Annotated in this window: 10 protein-coding genes; 4 read left to right on the plus strand and 6 right to left on the minus strand. The window is 69.7% G+C overall.

Going from position 1 to position 18,161, the window contains the following annotated elements; translation table 11 throughout:
- Positions 1-400, minus strand: a 400-nt coding sequence (locus ABFS34_09440; protein ID MEN8375658.1) for an amidohydrolase, incomplete at its 3' end; no start/stop codon positions are given.
- Between the two features lie 223 nt (positions 401-623).
- On the opposite strand from ABFS34_09440, the gene ABFS34_09445 reads away from it, so the two are divergent.
- The gene (locus ABFS34_09445) at positions 624-3,908 is read left to right on the plus strand and encodes a TonB-dependent receptor (protein ID MEN8375659.1); all 3,285 of its coding nucleotides are present in this window, start codon (positions 624-626) and stop codon (positions 3,906-3,908) included.
- A 134-nt stretch (positions 3,909-4,042) separates the two neighbouring features.
- On the opposite strand, the gene ABFS34_09450 is transcribed toward ABFS34_09445, so the two are convergent.
- Positions 4,043-5,572: a hypothetical protein gene (locus ABFS34_09450; GenBank protein ID MEN8375660.1), complete on the minus strand. Its 1,530-nt coding sequence runs from the start codon at positions 5,570-5,572 to the stop codon at positions 4,043-4,045.
- A 227-nt stretch (positions 5,573-5,799) separates the two neighbouring features.
- Here ABFS34_09450 and ABFS34_09455 point away from each other — a divergent pair, with 227 nt between their 5' ends.
- Positions 5,800-6,258 carry an EVE domain-containing protein gene (locus tag ABFS34_09455; protein ID MEN8375661.1) on the plus strand — a complete coding sequence of 153 codons (459 nt, stop codon included), beginning with the start codon at positions 5,800-5,802 and terminating at the stop codon, positions 6,256-6,258.
- Between the two features lie 118 nt (positions 6,259-6,376).
- A complete protein-coding gene (locus tag ABFS34_09460) occupies positions 6,377-8,809 on the plus strand; it encodes a hypothetical protein (GenBank protein ID MEN8375662.1) in 2,433 nt (810 codons plus the stop codon).
- On the opposite strand, the gene ABFS34_09465 is transcribed toward ABFS34_09460, so the two are convergent.
- The 4 genes from ABFS34_09465 to ABFS34_09480 all read right to left on the minus strand — a co-directional run bounded on the left by ABFS34_09465 (position 8,806) and on the right by ABFS34_09480 (position 16,839).
- Positions 8,806-11,841 carry a BTAD domain-containing putative transcriptional regulator gene (locus ABFS34_09465; GenBank protein ID MEN8375663.1) on the minus strand — a complete coding sequence of 1,012 codons (3,036 nt, stop codon included), beginning with the start codon at positions 11,839-11,841 and terminating at the stop codon, positions 8,806-8,808. The two genes, ABFS34_09460 and ABFS34_09465, sit on opposite strands and share 4 nt — an antisense overlap.
- Positions 11,842-12,180: 339 nt before the next feature.
- A complete protein-coding gene (locus ABFS34_09470) occupies positions 12,181-13,077 on the minus strand; it encodes a DUF4097 family beta strand repeat-containing protein (protein ID MEN8375664.1) in 897 nt (298 codons plus the stop codon).
- Between the two features lie 136 nt (positions 13,078-13,213).
- Entirely contained in the window at positions 13,214-13,909 is a 696-nt protein-coding gene (locus tag ABFS34_09475) for a PKD domain-containing protein (protein MEN8375665.1), read from the minus strand.
- A gap of 311 nt (positions 13,910-14,220) precedes the next feature.
- The gene (locus ABFS34_09480) at positions 14,221-16,839 is read right to left on the minus strand and encodes a BamA/TamA family outer membrane protein (protein ID MEN8375666.1); all 2,619 of its coding nucleotides are present in this window, start codon (positions 16,837-16,839) and stop codon (positions 14,221-14,223) included.
- Between the two features lie 114 nt (positions 16,840-16,953).
- Here ABFS34_09480 and ABFS34_09485 point away from each other — a divergent pair, with 114 nt between their 5' ends.
- Positions 16,954-18,135 (plus strand): M20/M25/M40 family metallo-hydrolase, encoded by a 1,182-nt coding sequence (locus ABFS34_09485; protein MEN8375667.1) that lies wholly within the window; start codon positions 16,954-16,956, stop codon positions 18,133-18,135.
- Positions 18,136-18,161: the final 26 nt, after the last annotated feature.

Here is an 18,161-nt window from a genome sequence, read left to right on the forward strand (position 1 = left end):
CGGCGGTCCGTTCGGCGTAGCCCGGGGCGTCGATGCCCTCGTAGGAGGGGTTGGCGAACACGACGAAGCGGTTCGGATAGGGACCCTTCAGCGCCTGAACGCGCTGTCGGAGGGTATCGCCGCGCCCCCCCGAAAGGTTGACCATGACCGCCAGGTTCAGCTCGTCCATGGCGGCGACGATGCTGTCCACGCGCGCCCTCGTGAGCTCGCCGCGCAGATGATTGTGCACGTCCACGAACGGGAAGCGCGCGCGGCTGACCGGGTTTTCCGGAACCACGAGCGTGGAGCGCGGTTCGTACTCCTCGAAGCTCATTTCCTGCGCGCCGAGGCCCGTCGTGGCCACCAGCACCAGTGAGGCCGTCACAACTCCAAGCCGCCCATTCTGAATCCAAGGACTCACCAGCGCCTCCGCCGCAATGAGGATACGGTTCGACGGAGTGAACCGCCGTCCGCGCTCCATGATACCATGCCGTTCCGATCTTGTTGCCGCAGACCGGGGGCCTGCGGCCGATACCGCCTGGTGGCGAGATCGGATCCGTTACGCGGCACCGCTTGCGACGCGATCCCCCGCCGATGCATCATGCTGCGACCCAAGCTGCCACCGAACACCCGGGAGAGAGCCCATGTCTCGTCGCGCCGCCACAGTGCTGCGGGCCGCAAGCCTGCTCGTATCCATGCTCCTCGCGTTTACGCCCCTGGGGGTCGCGGCCCAGGGCGTGACCACATCCGCAATGAGCGGCTTCGTGCTCGCGCAGGACGGCCAGCCGCTGGAGGGCGCTACGGTCACGGCCGTGCACGTGCCCAGCGGCACGCGCTACACGACGCTCGTGCGCAGCGGGGGCGCTTTCTCGATCCCGAACATGCGCATCGGTGGCCCGTACACGGTCACCGTGGACATGATCGGCTACCGGCCCGGCTCGGAGCAGAACGTATTCCTCAGGCTGGCCCAGACCGAGCGGGTCGACTTCTCACTGATCGCCCAGGCCGTGCAGTTGGAGGGCATCGACGTCGAGGGCGTGCGCGGCGAGATCTTCGACTCGGACCGAACCGGCGCCTCGACGGTGCTGGACCTGGATGATGTCACGCAGCTCCCCTCGGTGCGTCGGAGCACGCGCGACCTGGTCCGCTTGGACCCCCGCAACGACGGCAACTTCGCATTCGCGGGGCGGAACTGGCTCTACAACAACATCTCGCTGGACGGGTCGTACTACAACAACCCGTTCGGGCTCGATGACCCCGCTCCCGGAGGCCAGGCCGGCTCCGAGCCGGTGCCGTTCGACGCGGTCGAGCAGGTGCAGGTCTCGGTCGCCCCGTTCGACGTGCGCGAAGGTGGCTTCACGGGCGCCAACGTCAACACCGTCACCAAGAGCGGCACCAACCTGTTCCGGGCCTCGGCCTACAGCTTCTTCCGCAACGAGGACCTGATCGGCACCGAGGTCAGCGGCAGTCCGGTGATCGCCAACCCGGACCTGTCGTTCAACCAGTCCGGGTTCACCCTCAGCGGGCCGATCGTGAAGGACAAGGCGTTCTTCTTCATCAACGCCGAGCTGGAGCGGCGCGACGATCCCGGCACCAACTTCACCGCCGACGAGGACGGCAACGTAGTGTTCGGCGAGTCTCGCGCCGAGGCCGACGTGTTGAACCAGATCAGCCAGCGCATGCAGCAGGTCTTCAACTACGACACCGGGCCGTTCCAGGGCTTCGTGCACGAGACCAACAGCAACAAGGTCCTTGCGAAGCTGGATTGGAACCTCAGCGACAACCACAACCTGACGCTCCGTTACAACTTCCTGGACGCCGAGCGTGACCTGCCGCCGCACCCCTTCGTCTTGAGCTTCGCAAACGCCGGCCGCGGGCCGAACCCGACAACGCTGCCGTTCCAGAACGCGGGCTACACGATCAACAACGAGCTGCACTCGGTCGCGTTCGAGCTGAACAGCCGGGGGACCGGGTTCGCGAACCGCTTCTTCGCCAGCTTCAACCGCTTCCGCGACTTCCGCGAAGCCAACAGCGAGCCGTTCCCGACAGTCGAGATCGGAGAAGACGGGGTCGGCTACACGACCGTCGGCCACGAGCCGTTCTCGATCCACAACATCCTGGACCAGGACGTCCTGCAGCTCACCAACAACCTGACCTTCTTCCAGGGCCGCCACAGCCTCACGCTGGGCAGCAACTTCGAGTGGTTCGGCTTCTTCAATTCGTTCAACATCTTCCGACACGGCGTGTTCTTCTTGCCGGATGAGCTGGACTTCCTTGGGGGCACGACGTTCGACAGCCTGGAGGAATTCTTCGAGAAGACCGACCCGAACAGCCCGGACTTCATCGACCTGAACAGCTACATCGGCACGGGGCCGTTCAAGGGTGAAAACATCGACGTCGGCCAGCTTTCCTTCTACGCGCAGGACGAGTTCCTGGCGAGCGAGAACTTCACGCTCAACGTCGGAGTACGCGTCGACCTGCCGATGTACTTCACGGACCCGGTCGCGAATCCTTACTCGACGGGCCTCACGGCGCTGGACGAGAATGACGAACTCGAGGTCGTAGACCAGGCGTCGCTGCCCGGGACGAGCCCGCTGTGGTCGCCGCGGCTGGGCTTCAACTGGGACGTGAGCGGCGACAACACCACTCAGTTGCGCGGCGGGAGCGGGATCTTCACCGGTCGCGTGCCGTTCGTTTGGGTGGGCAACGTCATCTCCAATCCGGGCGCCAACCCCAACCTGTGGGCGCCGGGCAATCCCGACGTCGAGCAGATCGAGACCGACCCGACCCGCGGTCGCTCGATCCTGCAGCAGTCCTTCGACTTGAACGCGATGGATCCCGACTTCGAGTGGCCGCAGGTTTGGGTCACCGACGTGGCCATCGATCAGGACCTCGGCGACGGCTGGATCGGCACCGCCGAGCTGATCTACGGCAACGACATCAACGCGATCTTCATGCGCAACGCGGACTTGATCGCGCCGGTGCGCACGCTGGACGACGGCCGCCCCTACTTCGGAGGTTTCGACAACAACGAGTTGAACCAGTTGTTCCCCGAGGAGGGCGCGGGCATCTACGTGATCGACAATACCAACGAGGGCTGGAACGTCAACGTCACGGGCCAACTCCGGAAGACCTGGGATTCGGGCCTGAACACGCAGGTCTCCTACAGCTTCACGGACGCGCGCAACAACCTGAAGTCGAGCGAGATCGCCAGCGTGCTCTTCTCCAATCAGCCGGTGCAGGGTGACCCCAACACGCCGGAGCTGTCGTTCGCCGAGTTCAACCAGCGGCACCGCGTCGTGGGCGCGGCCACCTACAGCCTCAACTGGTCGCCGAGCTACGCGACTCACTTCGGGCTGTTCTTCGAGGCGGCGGAGGGCAACCAGTTCACCGCAGGCGGCGGCAATCGGTACTCCTTCACCTATTCGGGTGACGTCAACGGTGACGGGTTCGGCGGCAACGACCTGATCTTCATCCCGGCGAGCATGAGCGAAATCCGCTTCGATCCGGCTGCTGACGGTCGCACCGCGGCGCAGCAGTGGGCCGAGTTGGATGCGTTCATCGAGCAGGACAGCTACCTGAGCGAGAATCGCGGCCAGATCGCCGAGCGCTTCGGCCTGGTGAACCCGTGGTACCACACGGTGGACCTGCGCATCCTGCAGGATCTCACGACGTTCTCGGGCGGCAACGCGCATACGCTGCAGCTCAACGTGGACATCCTGAACGTGACCAACCTGCTCAACTCGGACTGGGGGGTGCGGAAGCTGGCCAGTCCCGCGGCCACGTCGCCGCTGACCCTGACCCGGTTCGACGACGCGGACGGCGAGCCGGTGTTCAACTTCACCGGTCCGTCGGAGACGTTCATCGACGACCCGAGCCAGTTCAGCCGCTGGCAGATCCAGGTCGGGCTGAAGTACCTGTTCAACTAGCAGGCGAGCGCGGCCGCGGAGGAAGGCCGACGCTCCGGCTCGCTGCGGGTAGCGACAGAAGAAGGGCCCCGGGGGTAACCTCGGGGCCCTTTGCGCGTGTGTGTGGTGGGCCACGTCTCGGCGGCCGGTCCGCCTCAGGCGCGCATGTTGCTGATTATCGCTTTGGCGGTCTCGTGCATGGACGCGGCGACCTCGTCGAGCGAGTCGCGCAGGCGCTCCTCGCGCCGCACGGCCTGCTCGTGGAGAGAGTGCGCCAGGTCCGCCTCGCGGCGCGCGCGCTCGGCTTCCAGCTCGAGCGCGGCCACGTAGCCGCGCAGGCGCGCCCGCGCCGCGACGGGTGGGCCGGGCGGGTCCTCTAGAGCCTGCGCGGCGCGGCCCGGGAAGAACGGCCGCCGCGAGCTGACCCCGCGCGCCAGAGCGATCTTCGCCGCGCGCAGCTCCTCTTCGACGCGATCCCTGCGCCCCGCCTGCACCGCCGCGCCGCGCGCGTGCCAGGCGGCGATCTCCGCAGACGCCACGCGCGCCTCCGTGGTCACGTGCGCGACCAGATCGGTCGGGTCCACGCGCCGGTCGGCGCGCGCCACGTTGGCCACGAACGTCGCCCACCCGAGCGGCTCGCGCGCCGGTTCGGAGGCGAGCCTGCCGGACATCGCCGAGGCCTCCTGCGCCCGCGCCCCCGTCAGCGCCCTGGCCAGGCCGCGTGCGCGCCGCCGTCCGGGCGGGAGGAGCGGGCGCGTGGCCGGCACCGGCGCCGGAGTGGGCGCCGAAATCACCGGCGTCATCGCCGAGCCGAGCGTCGCGTCGTCCTCCGTGCCCGTGGTCCGACGCACGATGAAGAACGCTCGGGGGCAGCCCTCGGGCGCGCGCGCCCACCGGCTGGAGGGGCACACGAGTACCTCCGCCGCATCGACCCCCGCGGCGTTTCGCAGCGCCACCCGGATGACGCCGGCCTCGCGCACCGCGCACCTGTGGAGCTGGACCGTCGCCTGACCGTCTGCCACCACGGCGTCCAGCCTCGAGCTGCACCCCGGGCGACCCTCGAGCTGCACCCACTCCGGATCGGAGCCCCGGAAGCTGATCACCAGCTCGTCTTCGTCTCCCACCTGGACCACGCGCGGCTCGGCCGGCTCGATCGAGGGCGGAGCGAGCACGGGCAGGGTCGCGCGGACCGTCTGGGGGGTGCCCCTGGGCCTTATCATGGGCGCCCCTTCCAGCGTTCTATGGTCCGGATAGCGAACCACGCGGATTTCCAACTCTCCCGGTTCGGCGAACAAGGCGCCGGGGAGGCGCAGGCGCATGTCGCTGCTGGTCCACGTCTCGACCGTGCCGCACGAGTCCCGGTGCGCCTCGTTCCTGTCGGCGTCGAGCACCATCTCGGGCCCGTAGGAATGCCCGTGGCGCTGGAAGAGAACCCGGATGCGCCCGGGATCCCAACCCAGCTCGCACTCGTCGCCACCGGTGGCGACGACGAACACGCGCGTGAGCGCCGGGTCGAAGTAGTGATCGTCCAGCATGGCCCCGACGACCGATACCGTGTGCGAACCGTCCGTTTCGTTCCAATCCAGGGAGTGCGTCGCCGGCCGCAGGCGGTCGATCCGCAGCTGCTGCCCGGAGACCGATCCGGGCGTCCAAGCCACGGCCGCAAGAGAGAGAATGGCGGCCACGCGGGCCGTCCACAGGCTGAGTGCGCGGCCACGGCCGCCATGATACCTGCCCACAGTGCGTACTCCTTCCGGGTCGCTGCCCGGGGAGAGCACGACATCACGACATTGAGTTTGACAGGGGAGGTACTGCAATCTCTACGCGCACGGTCTGCCGTCAAGAGTCTTGGCGCGGCGGCGGGGCCGCGGTAGACTCACGACTTCGACGCCGAACGCCCGAAGGGAGCCCAATGGCAAAGAGCTACTGGCTGATGAAGTCCGAGCCCGCCGTGTACTCGATCGATGACCTGGCGCGCGACGGAACCACCTACTGGGATTCGATTCGTAACTATCAGGCCCGCAACAACATGCGCGCCATGGCCGTGGGCGATGAGGTGCTCTTCTATCACTCTCAGTCATCCCCGCCCGGCGTGGCCGGCATCGCCCGCGTCGTGCGCGAGGCGTATCCGGACCACACCCAGTTCGACGCGACGCACAAGTACTTCGACCCCAAATCGGACGAGGCGAAGCCGCGTTGGTGGATGGTGGACGTGGAGTTCGTGAGCGCGTTCGACGAAGTGCTGCCGCTCCGCGCCATCAAGGCGGACCCCGCGCTCGGCGAAATGGTACTCGTGCGCAACAGCCGGTTGAGCGTACAGCCGGTCGCGGCGGACGAGTTCCAGCGGGTGGTCGCTCTAGCCAATGCCTAGGCGAGGTCTACCAACCATGGCGCGCTTGGGTATCATCCAACGGATGCACGCGATCGGTACGGACGATCCCTCGCGTGCACTCGAGATACACGACAAAGCGAACGCGGTCAGGCTATAGATGGTGGACCCAGGCCACCGGCGTGGTGGCTTCTTCGACGAGTTGAAGCGCAGGCGGGTCGTGCGCGTGGGCATCGCCTACGGCGCGGTCGTGTTCGTGCTGCTCCAACTCGCCGACATCATCCTGCCCGCTCTGGACTACTCGGACGCCGCGCTGCGCCCCTTCCTGATCGGCTCGCTGGTGGGGTTCCCGGTCGTGCTGCTGCTCGCCTGGCTCTTCGACCTGACCCCCGAGGGCGTGGTGCTCACCGCGCGCACGGCGGAGGGGCGGGGCCGGATAGTGGTCTCCGCGTCCCGCCTCGTCGCGGGCCTGGGCGCGGTCGCGCTGCTGGTCGTGGGCGTCATCGCGGTAGTGGGGGTGCTGCGGCCGGAGGGCGCGGAGGGCGCGGTCGCCGAGGACGCCAGGGTCATCGCGGTGATGCCCTTCCGCGGGGCCGCCGAGAACATCATGGCGGACGGCGTTATGTCCCTCCTGTCAACCAACCTCGACGGGATCGGGTCCATCCGCACGATCGACCCACTGCTTACCCTCGGTCGCTTGAGCGAAGCGGAACAGACAGGCGTCATCACGGAACAGCGCGCGCTCGAGGTCGGCGGCCTCGTGGGCGCCGGTTCGGTGCTCACCGGCAGCATCGTCACGGGGGGCTCGGAGGTTCGGCTCGCCGCCACGCTGGTGGCGACGGAGGACGGGCGGGAGCTTGCCAGCGCCGAGGTGGAGGGGCCGGCCGACGACCTGTTCGGCCTCCTCGACGAGCTGAGCGCCAAGATCCTGCGCGTCGTGTGGAGGGGGGACGACCTGCCGCTGTTCGATCTGGCGAGCTTCACCACCGACGACTTCGAGGCCATCCGCGCGTTCCTCGAGGGCGAGCGCTACTACCGGGCCTCGCAGTGGGATTCGGCCATGGCGTCGTTCGCGCGCGCGATCAACGAGGACGACGAATTCGCGCTGGCGTACTACCGGTTCGCCACGGCGGCCGGCTGGGGCGGGAGCTTCCGCACCAGCCAGCTTGGTACGCCCGGGGGGCTCGACCCGAGCGCCGGTGACCTGGAGCGCCAGGCCGCCGAGGCGGCGCGCGCCCACTCCGCCGGGCTGCCCGAACGCGAGCGCCTGCTGATCACCGCGCTCTGGTTGCGCGCAACGGATCGGCGCCCCGAAGCCCTGGACACCATCAAGGCGCTGGTCGGCCGCTTCCCCGACGACCTGGAGGCCGCCTACCAGTTGGCCGATGACGTGTACCACGTGATCGACGAGCCCTCCGGGCTGCTGGGCCGGTCCCTGGAGGAACGGCTCGGCCTCTTCGACGACGTTCTGGCCAAGGAGCCGGGCTTCCGACCGGCGTTGATCCACCCCCTGGGACTGGCGTTCGCGTCCGGTCGGATCGACCTGGTCGAGCGCTATCTGGACTATCTGCGGCCGAGCAACCCGCTGGATCAGGCGGCGCTGGAAACCTATGAAGCCGCGTTCGACGCGCTGGTGGATCCCGACCTGTTCGGTTTCGCGCGCGCGTTCGAGACGGCGCTCAGCGCCAGGGAGCAGACCGGGTTCGTCTGGCAGGCGGCGAGCGGCATCCTGCCCCCGCTCCTGGTGGCCGCCGCGCGGCTGGAGGCGGACGATCGCGACGAGCTCATCGAATACCTCGCCCAAGGGTTGGCCGACTTGCGCCCGGAGACCCGCGAGCTGAGGGCCTTGATGGCCGCCGACCTGATGATCGCGAGCGGCCGCGCACGAGACGCCGCCGCGCTGTTGGAGGTTCCCGACGTGGCCCGACTAGTAGAGAACGAACGCGTCGCTTTGATAAGAAGGGCGGCGTACGCGGGTTTGTTGCCTGGCGATCATCCGGAACTCGAGCCGCCGGCTCGCGTGGCCGCGCAAGCGCTCGCCGCCATCGATCGCGGTGACCCCGACGCGCTCAGGAGCGCGCTCCGCGACGCTGCCGACGCCGCGGCGCTGCCCGACTCGGCCGATCGGGCCGAACTTGAGGCCCGGCTGCGCCCGTTTCTCACCGTGTTGGAGGGCGACACGGTCGGCGGCCTGCGGGCGATAGAGGCCTCGTTGGCGGATCGGGCCCCTGTCGCCGGGAGCCGGTCGGAGGCGCTTTGGTTCCGGTGGGCGACAATAGCCGTCGCCCACGCGCCCAGCCGCGCGAGGGCTCTGGCGGCGCTCCAAGGCCGCTGGACCGGCTCGGGCCGCTACGAGCTGGGCCGCCTCAGGCTGCGCGCGGCGGGCTTGCGCCTGGACGGCTCGGCGGACGCGGATCGGGCCGAAGCGCTCTGGTGTTTGGCGGCGCCGGACGACGCCTTTGCCGGCGGCACCTGGCAGGCGGCGCTGCCCCCGGCGAATTGCGAGGAACTGGACGACCCGTTCGGCGATCTTGAAGACGGGGACGAACCGGGCGACGAAACGGACTCTGGTTTCGACGAGGATGAAGGCTAGCCGGACAGACGGGCGATGGCCTCCATCGCGCGCTGCGTTTCACTCTGCAGGTAACCCTCAGCGCCTTGCACTCGCTCCAGAAAGCGACGGTACAGATCCCGCGCCGGTCCCGCCTCGCCGAGCCCATCATGGAGCTCGGCGCGGCGGAGATAGGCGTGGGGCACGTACCAGAGATCACCGCCCCTCTGATCGGGGAAGGTCGAGAACCAGCGCAGCGCATCGCGAGGTCGCCCCGACAGCGCGAGCGCTTCGGCGCGCAGCCAGCGCTCCAGCGGGCGTCCGTACTCGCGGTGGCTTTCGAAGCGTCCGTTCGGCGGGCGGCGCACCGGTCCGAGCGCGGCCAGGGCGCCCTCCGGGTCGCTCGCCTCGAGCGCAACAGTGGCGCGAATGAGGCCGGGGTAGGCGGCGGCTCCATCGCCCGGCGCCAGATCCTCTATTTCCAGCGCGATTCGAAGCGCCATCTCTGCGCGCCCGGCTCGCGCCCGCCACAGGCCGAGCAAGAGCAGACGAGTTTCCCGGAGCGAGCCCTCCCAGCGGAGCGGCGGGAACGAGCCCGAACCCATCCGGACGGGGTCCGTCCGGCTCGGCAGGGGCGCGTCGAAGGCCGGATCGCTCAGCTGCCGTTCGATGAGCGTGTACCTGGCCGAGTCAGTGGGAATGAATGGCAGCAGCTCCAGCGCCGCCGCGAATTCCCGTCTCGTCGCTTCGGACAACTCGGGCGCCTGATCGACCTCCTGACGCGCGGCCGTGAGGTGCCCCCTCGCGAGCTCGATGCGCACCAGCATCGATCTCACCATGGCCCTTTCGACCGCTCCGCGGCGGGGCGCGAGCAGCGCGCGTGCAAGGGAAGCCGCGGCGTCCAGGTTCGGGGTGTTGGTGGCGACGCTCGTCAGCAGCCTCCTGGCGGACCGGTCGGTGGTCGCCGTGATCGCCTCCATCGCATCTTCTCGCAGACGGCGATCATCCGACAGGAAGGCGTCCAACGCTTCCATCTCCAGGGTCCACGCGGCACTCGCGTTCTCCCCGGCGATGGACGCCAGCTCGCGCACGCCATCCCGATCGCTGTCACCGGCGAGGATGCGCGCCAGGTGTAGCGCGGATCCTGCGTCGTCGGGCTCGAGCGCCAGCGCCTGCTCGAACGGTCCCTGAGCGCTGGAGGCGGCTGCGCCCGTGGACGGCCCCCAGTGGAAGAGCAGTTCCCCGAGCTGTCGCCAGGAGTCCACGTGCGTCGGGCGCAGCGCGGCGGCCTGCCGGTAGAAGGTCTCCGCTTCCGGAACGCGCGCGTCGAGGTGGTTTGCCCACGCCTCCAGAAACAGTTGATCGGAACGCGGGAGGTCGGCCGAATGGCGCCGCGCGGCCTCGGCGGCCGACCTCGGTATTCGACCCACGCCCGCGCCGTACGCAGCGGCGCTGAGACCGTAGTGGGCGAGCGCGAACGTCGAATCCTCGCGCACGGCGGCTGCGAATTCGTCCATGGCCTCACGAAACCAGCCCGCGCGCGCGGCGGCTTCGCCGCGCATGAATGCCTTCAGGGATTCGAGGGGGGTACCGGCGCGGACCGCGCTGCGCTCGAGGCCGTCGTGGCCGAGTCCCACCAGAAGCTGGCGTGCGAGGGCGTCGGCCAACGCGAAAATATCGCCGGCCAGACCCTCCACCGTCGCGGTGTGACCCGGCGCATCCGGCGCCGCGTCGGTGCGCCGCAGCGCGATCGTGACGCGCACGGTGCTGTCCTGCTCAAATACGTCGCCCACGACGAAGTGCCCCGCGCCGAAACGGATCGCGGTGGCCGGTCCCGGGTCCGTGTCCGGGTCGCGCGCCAACTCGCGCCGCGCGAACGAGCCGATGGCGTGATGGTCCACGGCGCGCAGGCTGCCGGCTCCGTTCAGCGCGTCCGACACCAGCCGAGCGACGCCTTCGCCCAGGAAGGCCAGCGGGTCGGCGCCCTGGTACGTGAACGGAAGCACCGCCAGCACCGACTCGGCCGGCGACGCGGCCACCGCCTCTTCCTGCCGCCGCCCGCTCGATCCCAGAGCTACGGCGATCACAGCTACGGCCGCCGCCGGCAGGGCCCACCCCAGCGCAGTTCTCCAGTCTCGCCTGTCCCCGCGCGCGAACGCCGCCGCTCGCGTGGCCTCGCCCAGCACGGCGCGCGTCTCGATCGGCTCGAGTCTGCGCTCGACCTCGCCGGATCCCGGTCGCCGATCCTCAGCCGCGATTCGGGCCGCACCGCCGGCGGCACGGCCCTCGGCCTGGTTGGGCTGCCGCGTGAGGGAGTCCTCGGGCGCGGAGATGCGCGCGGCCGGGAGCGGAGCACGCTCGACGCGACCCTGGCGCACGGCCTCGGCCAGCGCGTGGGTCTCGTCGGACGGCTCTATCTCGTAGAGGCGCCGAAGCCTGTCCGCGAACTCGTCGTGAGCCCTCAGCGCGCCGGCTGTGTCTCCTTCGCGCGCCAGCAGCGAGATGAGTCGACGCGCGCCCACTTCGTCCGTCGGGACGAGCGCGAGGGCGCGCCGGGCGTACCGCGCCGCGAGCGGGACTCGCCCGGACCGCTCGGCCTCGTCCACGAGGCCCCAGCAGGTATCCACGGCGCGCCTGCGCAGGCGCCCGCGCTCCTCCTCCAGCCACACCTCGAACTCGGGCGCGTCGGACAGGAAGAAGCCCTCGAGCAGATCTCCGCGGTACAGCTCCAGCGCCCCTTCGAGCCCTCCCCGCTCCAGGAGCTCTTCGAACGCGGTGACGTCGCACCACACTCCTTCCAGCCGGAGGCGGTGTCCCTGCGAGTCGATCGTCTCCTTGCCCAGGCGCGAGCGCAGGAAATGCAGGGCGTTGCGAAGAGCCCCGCGCGCGCGCGCTTCGTCCGACTCGGGCCAGAACACGGGTAGCAAGGAATCGCGCGACAGCGGCGTGTGATCGGCCCTGAGGGCCAGGTAGGCAAGCAGCGCGAGCCGCTTGGGATGGGCGACCAGGGACCGCAATTCGATCCCTGCATCGGCCTCGATATCGAGGGCGCCGAGTAGGCGAAGTCGAATCATCAAAATATGTTACGGCGCATGGCGGGTAGTCGTTAGCCGGTGGCTAACGCCCGGTACACGCTACCATGGCAGATTGCGTCGCGCAAACCCGGTCGTGTTCGCGAGTCGAACGGGTGAAGTAGACCGGGTTCGAAAAAAGGCCAGTGCAGGGCGGTCTCTCGGCGACGGTCCGAGCGTCAACCATGTCTGGCCCGGGGTATTCGGCCGTGGCGGGCGGCCGGTGCCCCTTTTTCGTTCCCCCTGTTTGGTGGACGAACGAACGCCGCCCGGCGCCACAAGGCTCCGCACGGCGTTCTGCGCTCGACGAGCACGACCTCTCGGGCGCGAGCCGGCTAAACGTCAGCGGCGGCGCAGCACCAGATCTCCGTTGCCCGAGGACACCCGCAGGCGACGCCCACCCTCGCCGATCCGCGCTCGCACGCGATGGCGATCGAGGCGCCCCTCGACGGTCAACGGGAAGTCACTCTCCACCTCGCCGTTCCCCAGATTGGCCTCCAGGTCGGCGCTGAAGTCGGCCGGGACGGTCAGTTCGATGCGGCCGTTGCCGCTGCTGAACTCGAGATCTCCGGCGCCCTCCAGCGAGGCGATGTCGATCTCCAGATCTCCGTTACCGGAGCTGGCGTGGACCGGCCCCAGTGCCGTGCTGACCACGACACGCCCGTTGCCGCTCGAAGCTTCGACGGGCCCGCCGGCACCCGACACGGTGACCCTGCCGTTCCCCGACGACGCGTGTACGTGCCCCGCCGCGACTTCCACCAGGACGGAGCCGTTCCCGCTCGCGGCGACCACGTCGGCGCCGGCGTCGGCGACGCGCACGTCACCGTTGCCGGATGCGGCGATCAGGTCGATGCCGTCAGGCAGGAGTACGATCAGATCCCCGCGCGACCGGTCGTCGCGCCGGCTGCGGCGCGAGTCGACGCCATCGTCCGTGCAACGATCGATGCCGACGCGCAGCGCGCAGATGATCAGCTCGTCGCCCTCGCGCAGGACCTCGAACTCGATGTCGGAGTTGTCTTCGTGGGCGATGCCCGTCACCTCGAGCGTCTCGCCGGCTGCCCGCTCGACCTCGATTTCCCCCGTCGCGGTGGCCAGCCTCACGACCGACGCCGGCCCCACCCCGTCCGAGAACACCGTCTCGGACCTCTGCGCCAGGAGCGGCGTCGGCGCCAGGAGCGGCGCCCCCAGGAGCACGGCGAGCGCGACCGCGCGCCCCCGTTGAAGAACCGTCGTCTGCATAGGGCTTCCTGTTCTCGGGTGGGGAGGGGTCGCCCCGTGCCACCTCGGCGCGGCCTTGCCTGGCGACCCCAACTCCCGTTCGATCCCGCGGCTCCCCCGGAGGTTTGGACGCGCGCAGATCGACCGCCCTACCCGATCAGAACACGTCGACGGTGATGTTGGTCGTGTCGTCCAACGCGCCGTCCGACACGATGAGGCGCACGTTGTACGGCGCGTTGCCCGGGAACGACACCGACGCGATCTGATCGCTCGCCGAGGTGCCCAACTCGAACGTCCCCGACTGTGGGGTCCAGTTGTAGGTCAGCGCGTCCCCGTCCGGGTCCGAGGAGCCCGACCCGTCCAGCTCGACGATGGTCATGTTGTTGTCGTTCATCGGTACGGAGTCCGGAGTGGCGACGGCCACTGCCACCGGCCGGTTGTTGGCTGGCGCCACCACGTCGATCGTCACGGTCGCCGTGTCCGCCGCGCCCTGCGTGTCACGCACGATCAGTTGCACGTCGTACGGCATGATGCCCGGGAAGCTCACGTCGATGCTCTCGTCGCTCGCCGAGGTGCCGTTCTCGAACTGTCCGCCCGGCACGGTCCACGCGAACGTCAGCGCGTCGCCGTCCGCGTCCGATGATCCCGAACCGTCCAGCGTGATTATCGTCATGAAGTTGTCGCCCGCGGGCGTGGACGTCTGGCTCGGGTTGATCGAGGCGTTGGGGCGCCTGTTGGTCGGCTCCGGCTCCGTGCCATCGTCGCCGCACGCCGCCACAATGAGCGGCAACGCCATTAACAGTGCCGGTCTGACCACCGTGCGGCGGATCGACCGCCTCAGGGACGTCTGCATCACTCTCCTCCTTCTCGTCGCAGTTGAGGGCGGGTCCGGTCCCGGCCCCGCCAGGTCTGACGCCAGTTTTCCAATAGAAGTATGGAAAAAGCGATTTGTACAAGACCGAGGAACCCGAATCGGTTCCTGAGGGCGCTCCGGGAGGCCCTAGTGTACCGTAACAGAAGTTTCAATGGCATTCAGCGCGCGCTGCATCCCGCGAGCGCATCGTTGCCGCTTCTCACCGTAGCTACGGCTACGCTTCGTCGCGGCGCCTTGCTTCGCGGGCGCTTCGCGCGCTTCGGTGCACACACAACTTCCGTTACGGCACACTAGTAGGTGATGGCGCTGCCGACGTAGAAGGCCGTGCGTCCGCCGCCGCGCGCGGTGTAGAGCGACACCGTCGCTCGCCGTTCCAGGAGCGCGATGAAGAGCCCGCCGCCGCCGGCGCCGTGCCAGCGGCCGGAGTCCTCGCCGTCGAACCAGACGCGTCCGATGTCGCTCAGCCCCATGAGCCCGAGCTCCCCGGGGACCAACGCGCGGAAGTGGGCGAGCGGGACGCGTAGCTCCACGGTGCCGACGGCGGCCGCGTCTCCCGCGAAGCGGTCGCTGCGAAAGCCCCGGAGGGAGCCGCGGCCGCCCAGAAACGCCGCCTCCTGGTAGGGCGGCGTGCCCCACACCTTGTGCGCGCGCAGGCGGGCGCCGAGCGTGGCCTCGAACGGCGCGCGGGCGGTCACGTAGGCCGCGACATCGCCGGCCAGGCTGCCGAACGTCGAGGCCACGTCCAGCGCGGCGGGCACGAGCGCCGCCTCCAGCTCCAGCGCGGCGCCGCCGGTGGGATACGCGGGGGTGTCGCGTCCCTCCCACCTGAAGCGGCCGGCCACGCCCGCCTCCTCGAAGTCGCCGAAGCCAAGGGGCTGGGTCAGCGCCAGGAAACGCCCGTCTTCGTCCCGGTCGCGGGTGACGCGCAGGAACGGGCCGGCCTCCAGGAATAGCGCCGGCGAGGGATCCCAGCGTAGGCTGGCGCCCACCCTGCCGTCCCAGCGTTCGGCGCGGAAGAACTCCTCGGCTTCGTCGGCGTCGAACGTCGGGAAGTCTCCCGTCGGGATCTCCTCGGTCTCGTTGCCGAAACCGTAGAAATGGTCGCGCTCGAGCCCGCTCAGCTTCGCCGTGAGGTGCAGGCTCAGCTCCGGCGCCACCTCTCGCAACTCGAACTCGAGAATTACCCTCGGCAGTCCCGTGAAGGTGCCCACCGCGGCCTCCACGCTTACGCGACGCTCGATGGGGTGCTTGCGAAACCCGTAGCGCAGCCAGCTCATGCGGACGCCGATGACGAAGCCGTCGTCGGAGTCGAGCCCGGCCACCGGGGCGCGCGCCACGAGCGACCCCCAGTCGCGCGCATAGGCGCCGTGGACGTTGCTGGAGAGATCCCGCGGACGGTCGAACGGTCGCGCGTCGATCCCGTCACCGACGTTGTCGCCACGGTGATCGTAGAAGCGGGCTACGCCGGCGCTCGACCTGTCCTCCAGGCGGTCGTCGCCCCCGCCGCCGATCACCCGCACGATGATCGGCGTCCGGGCGTCTCCGGTGGCCACGAACCGGTCGTCGTCACCGCGCAGGTAGACTCTGATATCGGCGGTCTCGTCCGGGCGGAAGGTGCGGTCGAAGAAGAGTCTGCCGTCCTGCGCCCCGTCCCGTGCAGCCGCCGCGAGCGTGAGGCGCACCGAACCGTCCCCGAGCACCTCGGCCCGAGCCAGCTCCTCCTCGTCCGTGCCGTACACGTCCGGGTTCTCCGCCAGCAGCGCGTAGAAATCGAGGGCGAACGCGGCGAGCCCGTCGCGGCGCCGTTTGAGCGCGGCGGCGATCCGGTCTCCGATCGCGACCCTGTGAGGCTCGGGCATCCGCCCTACGGCCCGACCGATCACGTCGTCGGTCACGCGCCGCTGCAGCTCGGCGGCCACCCGCGCCCACGTGTCCGCGGACACCCCCGACAAGAGTTCCCGGTCCAGGCGCCGCCCGCTCCACGTGGAGCGCCACGCGGACCGGTAGTTCTGGCCGAAGCCCACGTAGTGCGGCCAGATCCCCGCCACCGCCAGCGCCATCATGCCGTCGAGCCTGCTCAGCGCCCAGTCGCGATCCCTGGGGATAGGGCGCCAGACCCGCAACCCGGCCGAGTCGAACGCCGCCCAGCGCCACTGGTCGGGGTGGCGATCCCAGTCCCCGAGCATGACGTCGAGCAAGCGAGCCCGCAGGAAGTCCTCTGCGTCGATGACGTTGTCGGCGTCGTCCTCGAGCCGTTCCAGGAAGCTCTCCGACCCCACGATGCGATCGGAACCGGCGAAGCCCGCGTCCTCGTCGGGGCGCACCTCGACCAGCCCCAGGACCCCGGCGAAGTCCGCCCGGAACTCTTCCAGCCGCGGGTCGTCCGGCATCACGTACAGCCGTGGCACCGCGTGGAGCACGCCCGCGGCCTCGAGGATCGGGGCGACGACGAGCGCGGAGGAAGGCAGAAGCTGCGCGATCTGATCCTGCATGATGTCTTTCGCGAGCGACTCGCGGAGCACCGGGTCGAGGGCGCGAGCGGCGTCCTTGTCGACGGACCGGAAGAGGTAGGTGGCGCCGTCGCCTCCGGTCAGGCGCAGCGACATCGTCTGCGCTCCGCCGCCGCGTTCGGAAGGAGCCAGGCCGCCCGCGAAAGAGGCCAGGTCGAGGACCTCCACGCGTAGCGGCTGCTCCCACAGGTCGCGGTATCCCGACCCCAGCAGGAAGCGATGGAAGCCGCCGGCCCGGTAGGACTGGCTGGGGATTATCGTGACCGTGTCCCCCGCGATAGCCCGGGAGGCATCGACCCGGCCGACGTCCGGGGGGATGGACTGCGCCGCCGCGACTTCGGCGGCGAGCGCGGCGGCGAGGACCGCGAGGGACAACGGGCGTCGGATTCCCAGGGTCATATCTCCATGCGGTCGGAATCGCGCGGTGCCACGAACCCGTACACTTTAGCGCAACTTTCGAACGCACGCGAAGCTCGATCGGCGCCAGAATCGCCCGCGAACCGAACGCACGTGATGAACACCCAGCCTCCGCTCATCGACGAACCACGCACCCTGGATCTCCTGCGCCGATTGGTGCGCACTCCGTCTATCAACCCGGCGCTGTGCCGCGCGGATCCCAGGGGTCTGTGGGCGGGCGAAGCCGAGGTGGCCAAGCTGGTGGCCGATGAGCTGGCCGCGGCCGGCTGCGAGGTGGACTGGCGCGAGCCGCTGCCGGGCCGGGTGAGCGTGGTGGGTCGCCTGAGGGGACGAGGCGATGGGCGCTCCCTCATGCTCAACGGGCACCTGGACACGGTGGACGTCGACGGCATGGCCGAGCCGTTCAGCGGGCGCCTCGGCGGCGGACGGGTATTCGGCCGCGGCGCGTACGACATGAAGGGCGGCGTCGCCGCCGTCCTCGCAGCCGTGCGTACGCTCGCCGGACGCCCGGAGCCGCTCGCGGGCGACGTGTTCGTGGCGGCGGTCGCGGACGAAGAGACCGAAAGCCTCGGTATGCGCGACGTGCTGACCACCTATCGGCCGGACGGGGCTGTCGTGACCGAGCCGACCGGGCTGGCTCTGTGCGTGGCCCACAAAGGCTTCGTGTGGCTCGAGGTGACCGCCCTCGGCCGCGCGGCGCACGGGAGTCGGCCGGACCTCGGCGTGGACGCGAACGTGCGACTCGGCGAGGTACTGGCCGGCGTGGGGCGTCTGGCCGTCGAGCTGGGCCAGCGTCCACCGCACCCGCTGCTGGGGCCGCCGTCCATTCACGCGGGGCGCGTGTGGGGAGGGAGCGGCGAGAGCACGTACGCCGAGAGCGCGACCGCGGTGCTGGAGCGTCGAACGCTGCCGGGCGAGGACGCGAGCGTCGCCGAGGCGGAGGTGCGCGCCGTGCTGGGGGAAGATGCCGGCCGTGACGACCTGGACGTGCGCGTGCTCCTGGAACGCCCGGCGTTCGAAGCCGCCGCCGACTCGCGTCTGGTCGGCGTGGTCAAGGACGTGCTCGAGCGGGGCGGACGCGAAGCCGGCGTGGTGGGCGAGGGGCCCTGGATGGACGCCGCTTTTCTGGCCGCCGCCGGGGTCGACACCGTGGTCATCGGGCCCGCAGGAAGCGGCGCCCACGCCGCCGAGGAGTGGGTTGATGCGGACTCGGTGGTAGCCCTCGCGGGGGTGCTCGCCGAAGCCGCCGAAAACTACTGCGGGCGCTCCGCCGACTGACCGGTTCGCTCTCAAAGACCGGGCGT

This window comes from Gemmatimonadota bacterium, from assembly GCA_039715185.1.
Classification (GTDB): Bacteria; Gemmatimonadota; Gemmatimonadetes; order Longimicrobiales; family RSA9; genus DATHRK01.

Coding starts and splice junctions, on each gene's coding strand:
- ABFS34_09445 (MEN8375659.1), top strand. CDS start 624: ATGTCTCGTCGCGCCGCCACAGTGCTGCGGGCCGCAAGCCTGCTCGTA.
- ABFS34_09455 (MEN8375661.1), top strand. CDS start 5,800: ATGGCAAAGAGCTACTGGCTGATGAAGTCCGAGCCCGCCGTGTACTCG.
- ABFS34_09460 (MEN8375662.1), top strand. CDS start 6,377: ATGGTGGACCCAGGCCACCGGCGTGGTGGCTTCTTCGACGAGTTGAAG.
- ABFS34_09465 (MEN8375663.1), bottom strand. CDS start 11,841: ATGATTCGACTTCGCCTACTCGGCGCCCTCGATATCGAGGCCGATGCA.
- ABFS34_09470 (MEN8375664.1), bottom strand. CDS start 13,077: ATGCAGACGACGGTTCTTCAACGGGGGCGCGCGGTCGCGCTCGCCGTG.
- ABFS34_09475 (MEN8375665.1), bottom strand. CDS start 13,909: ATGCAGACGTCCCTGAGGCGGTCGATCCGCCGCACGGTGGTCAGACCG.
- ABFS34_09480 (MEN8375666.1), bottom strand. CDS start 16,839: ATGACCCTGGGAATCCGACGCCCGTTGTCCCTCGCGGTCCTCGCCGCC.
- ABFS34_09485 (MEN8375667.1), top strand. CDS start 16,954: ATGAACACCCAGCCTCCGCTCATCGACGAACCACGCACCCTGGATCTC.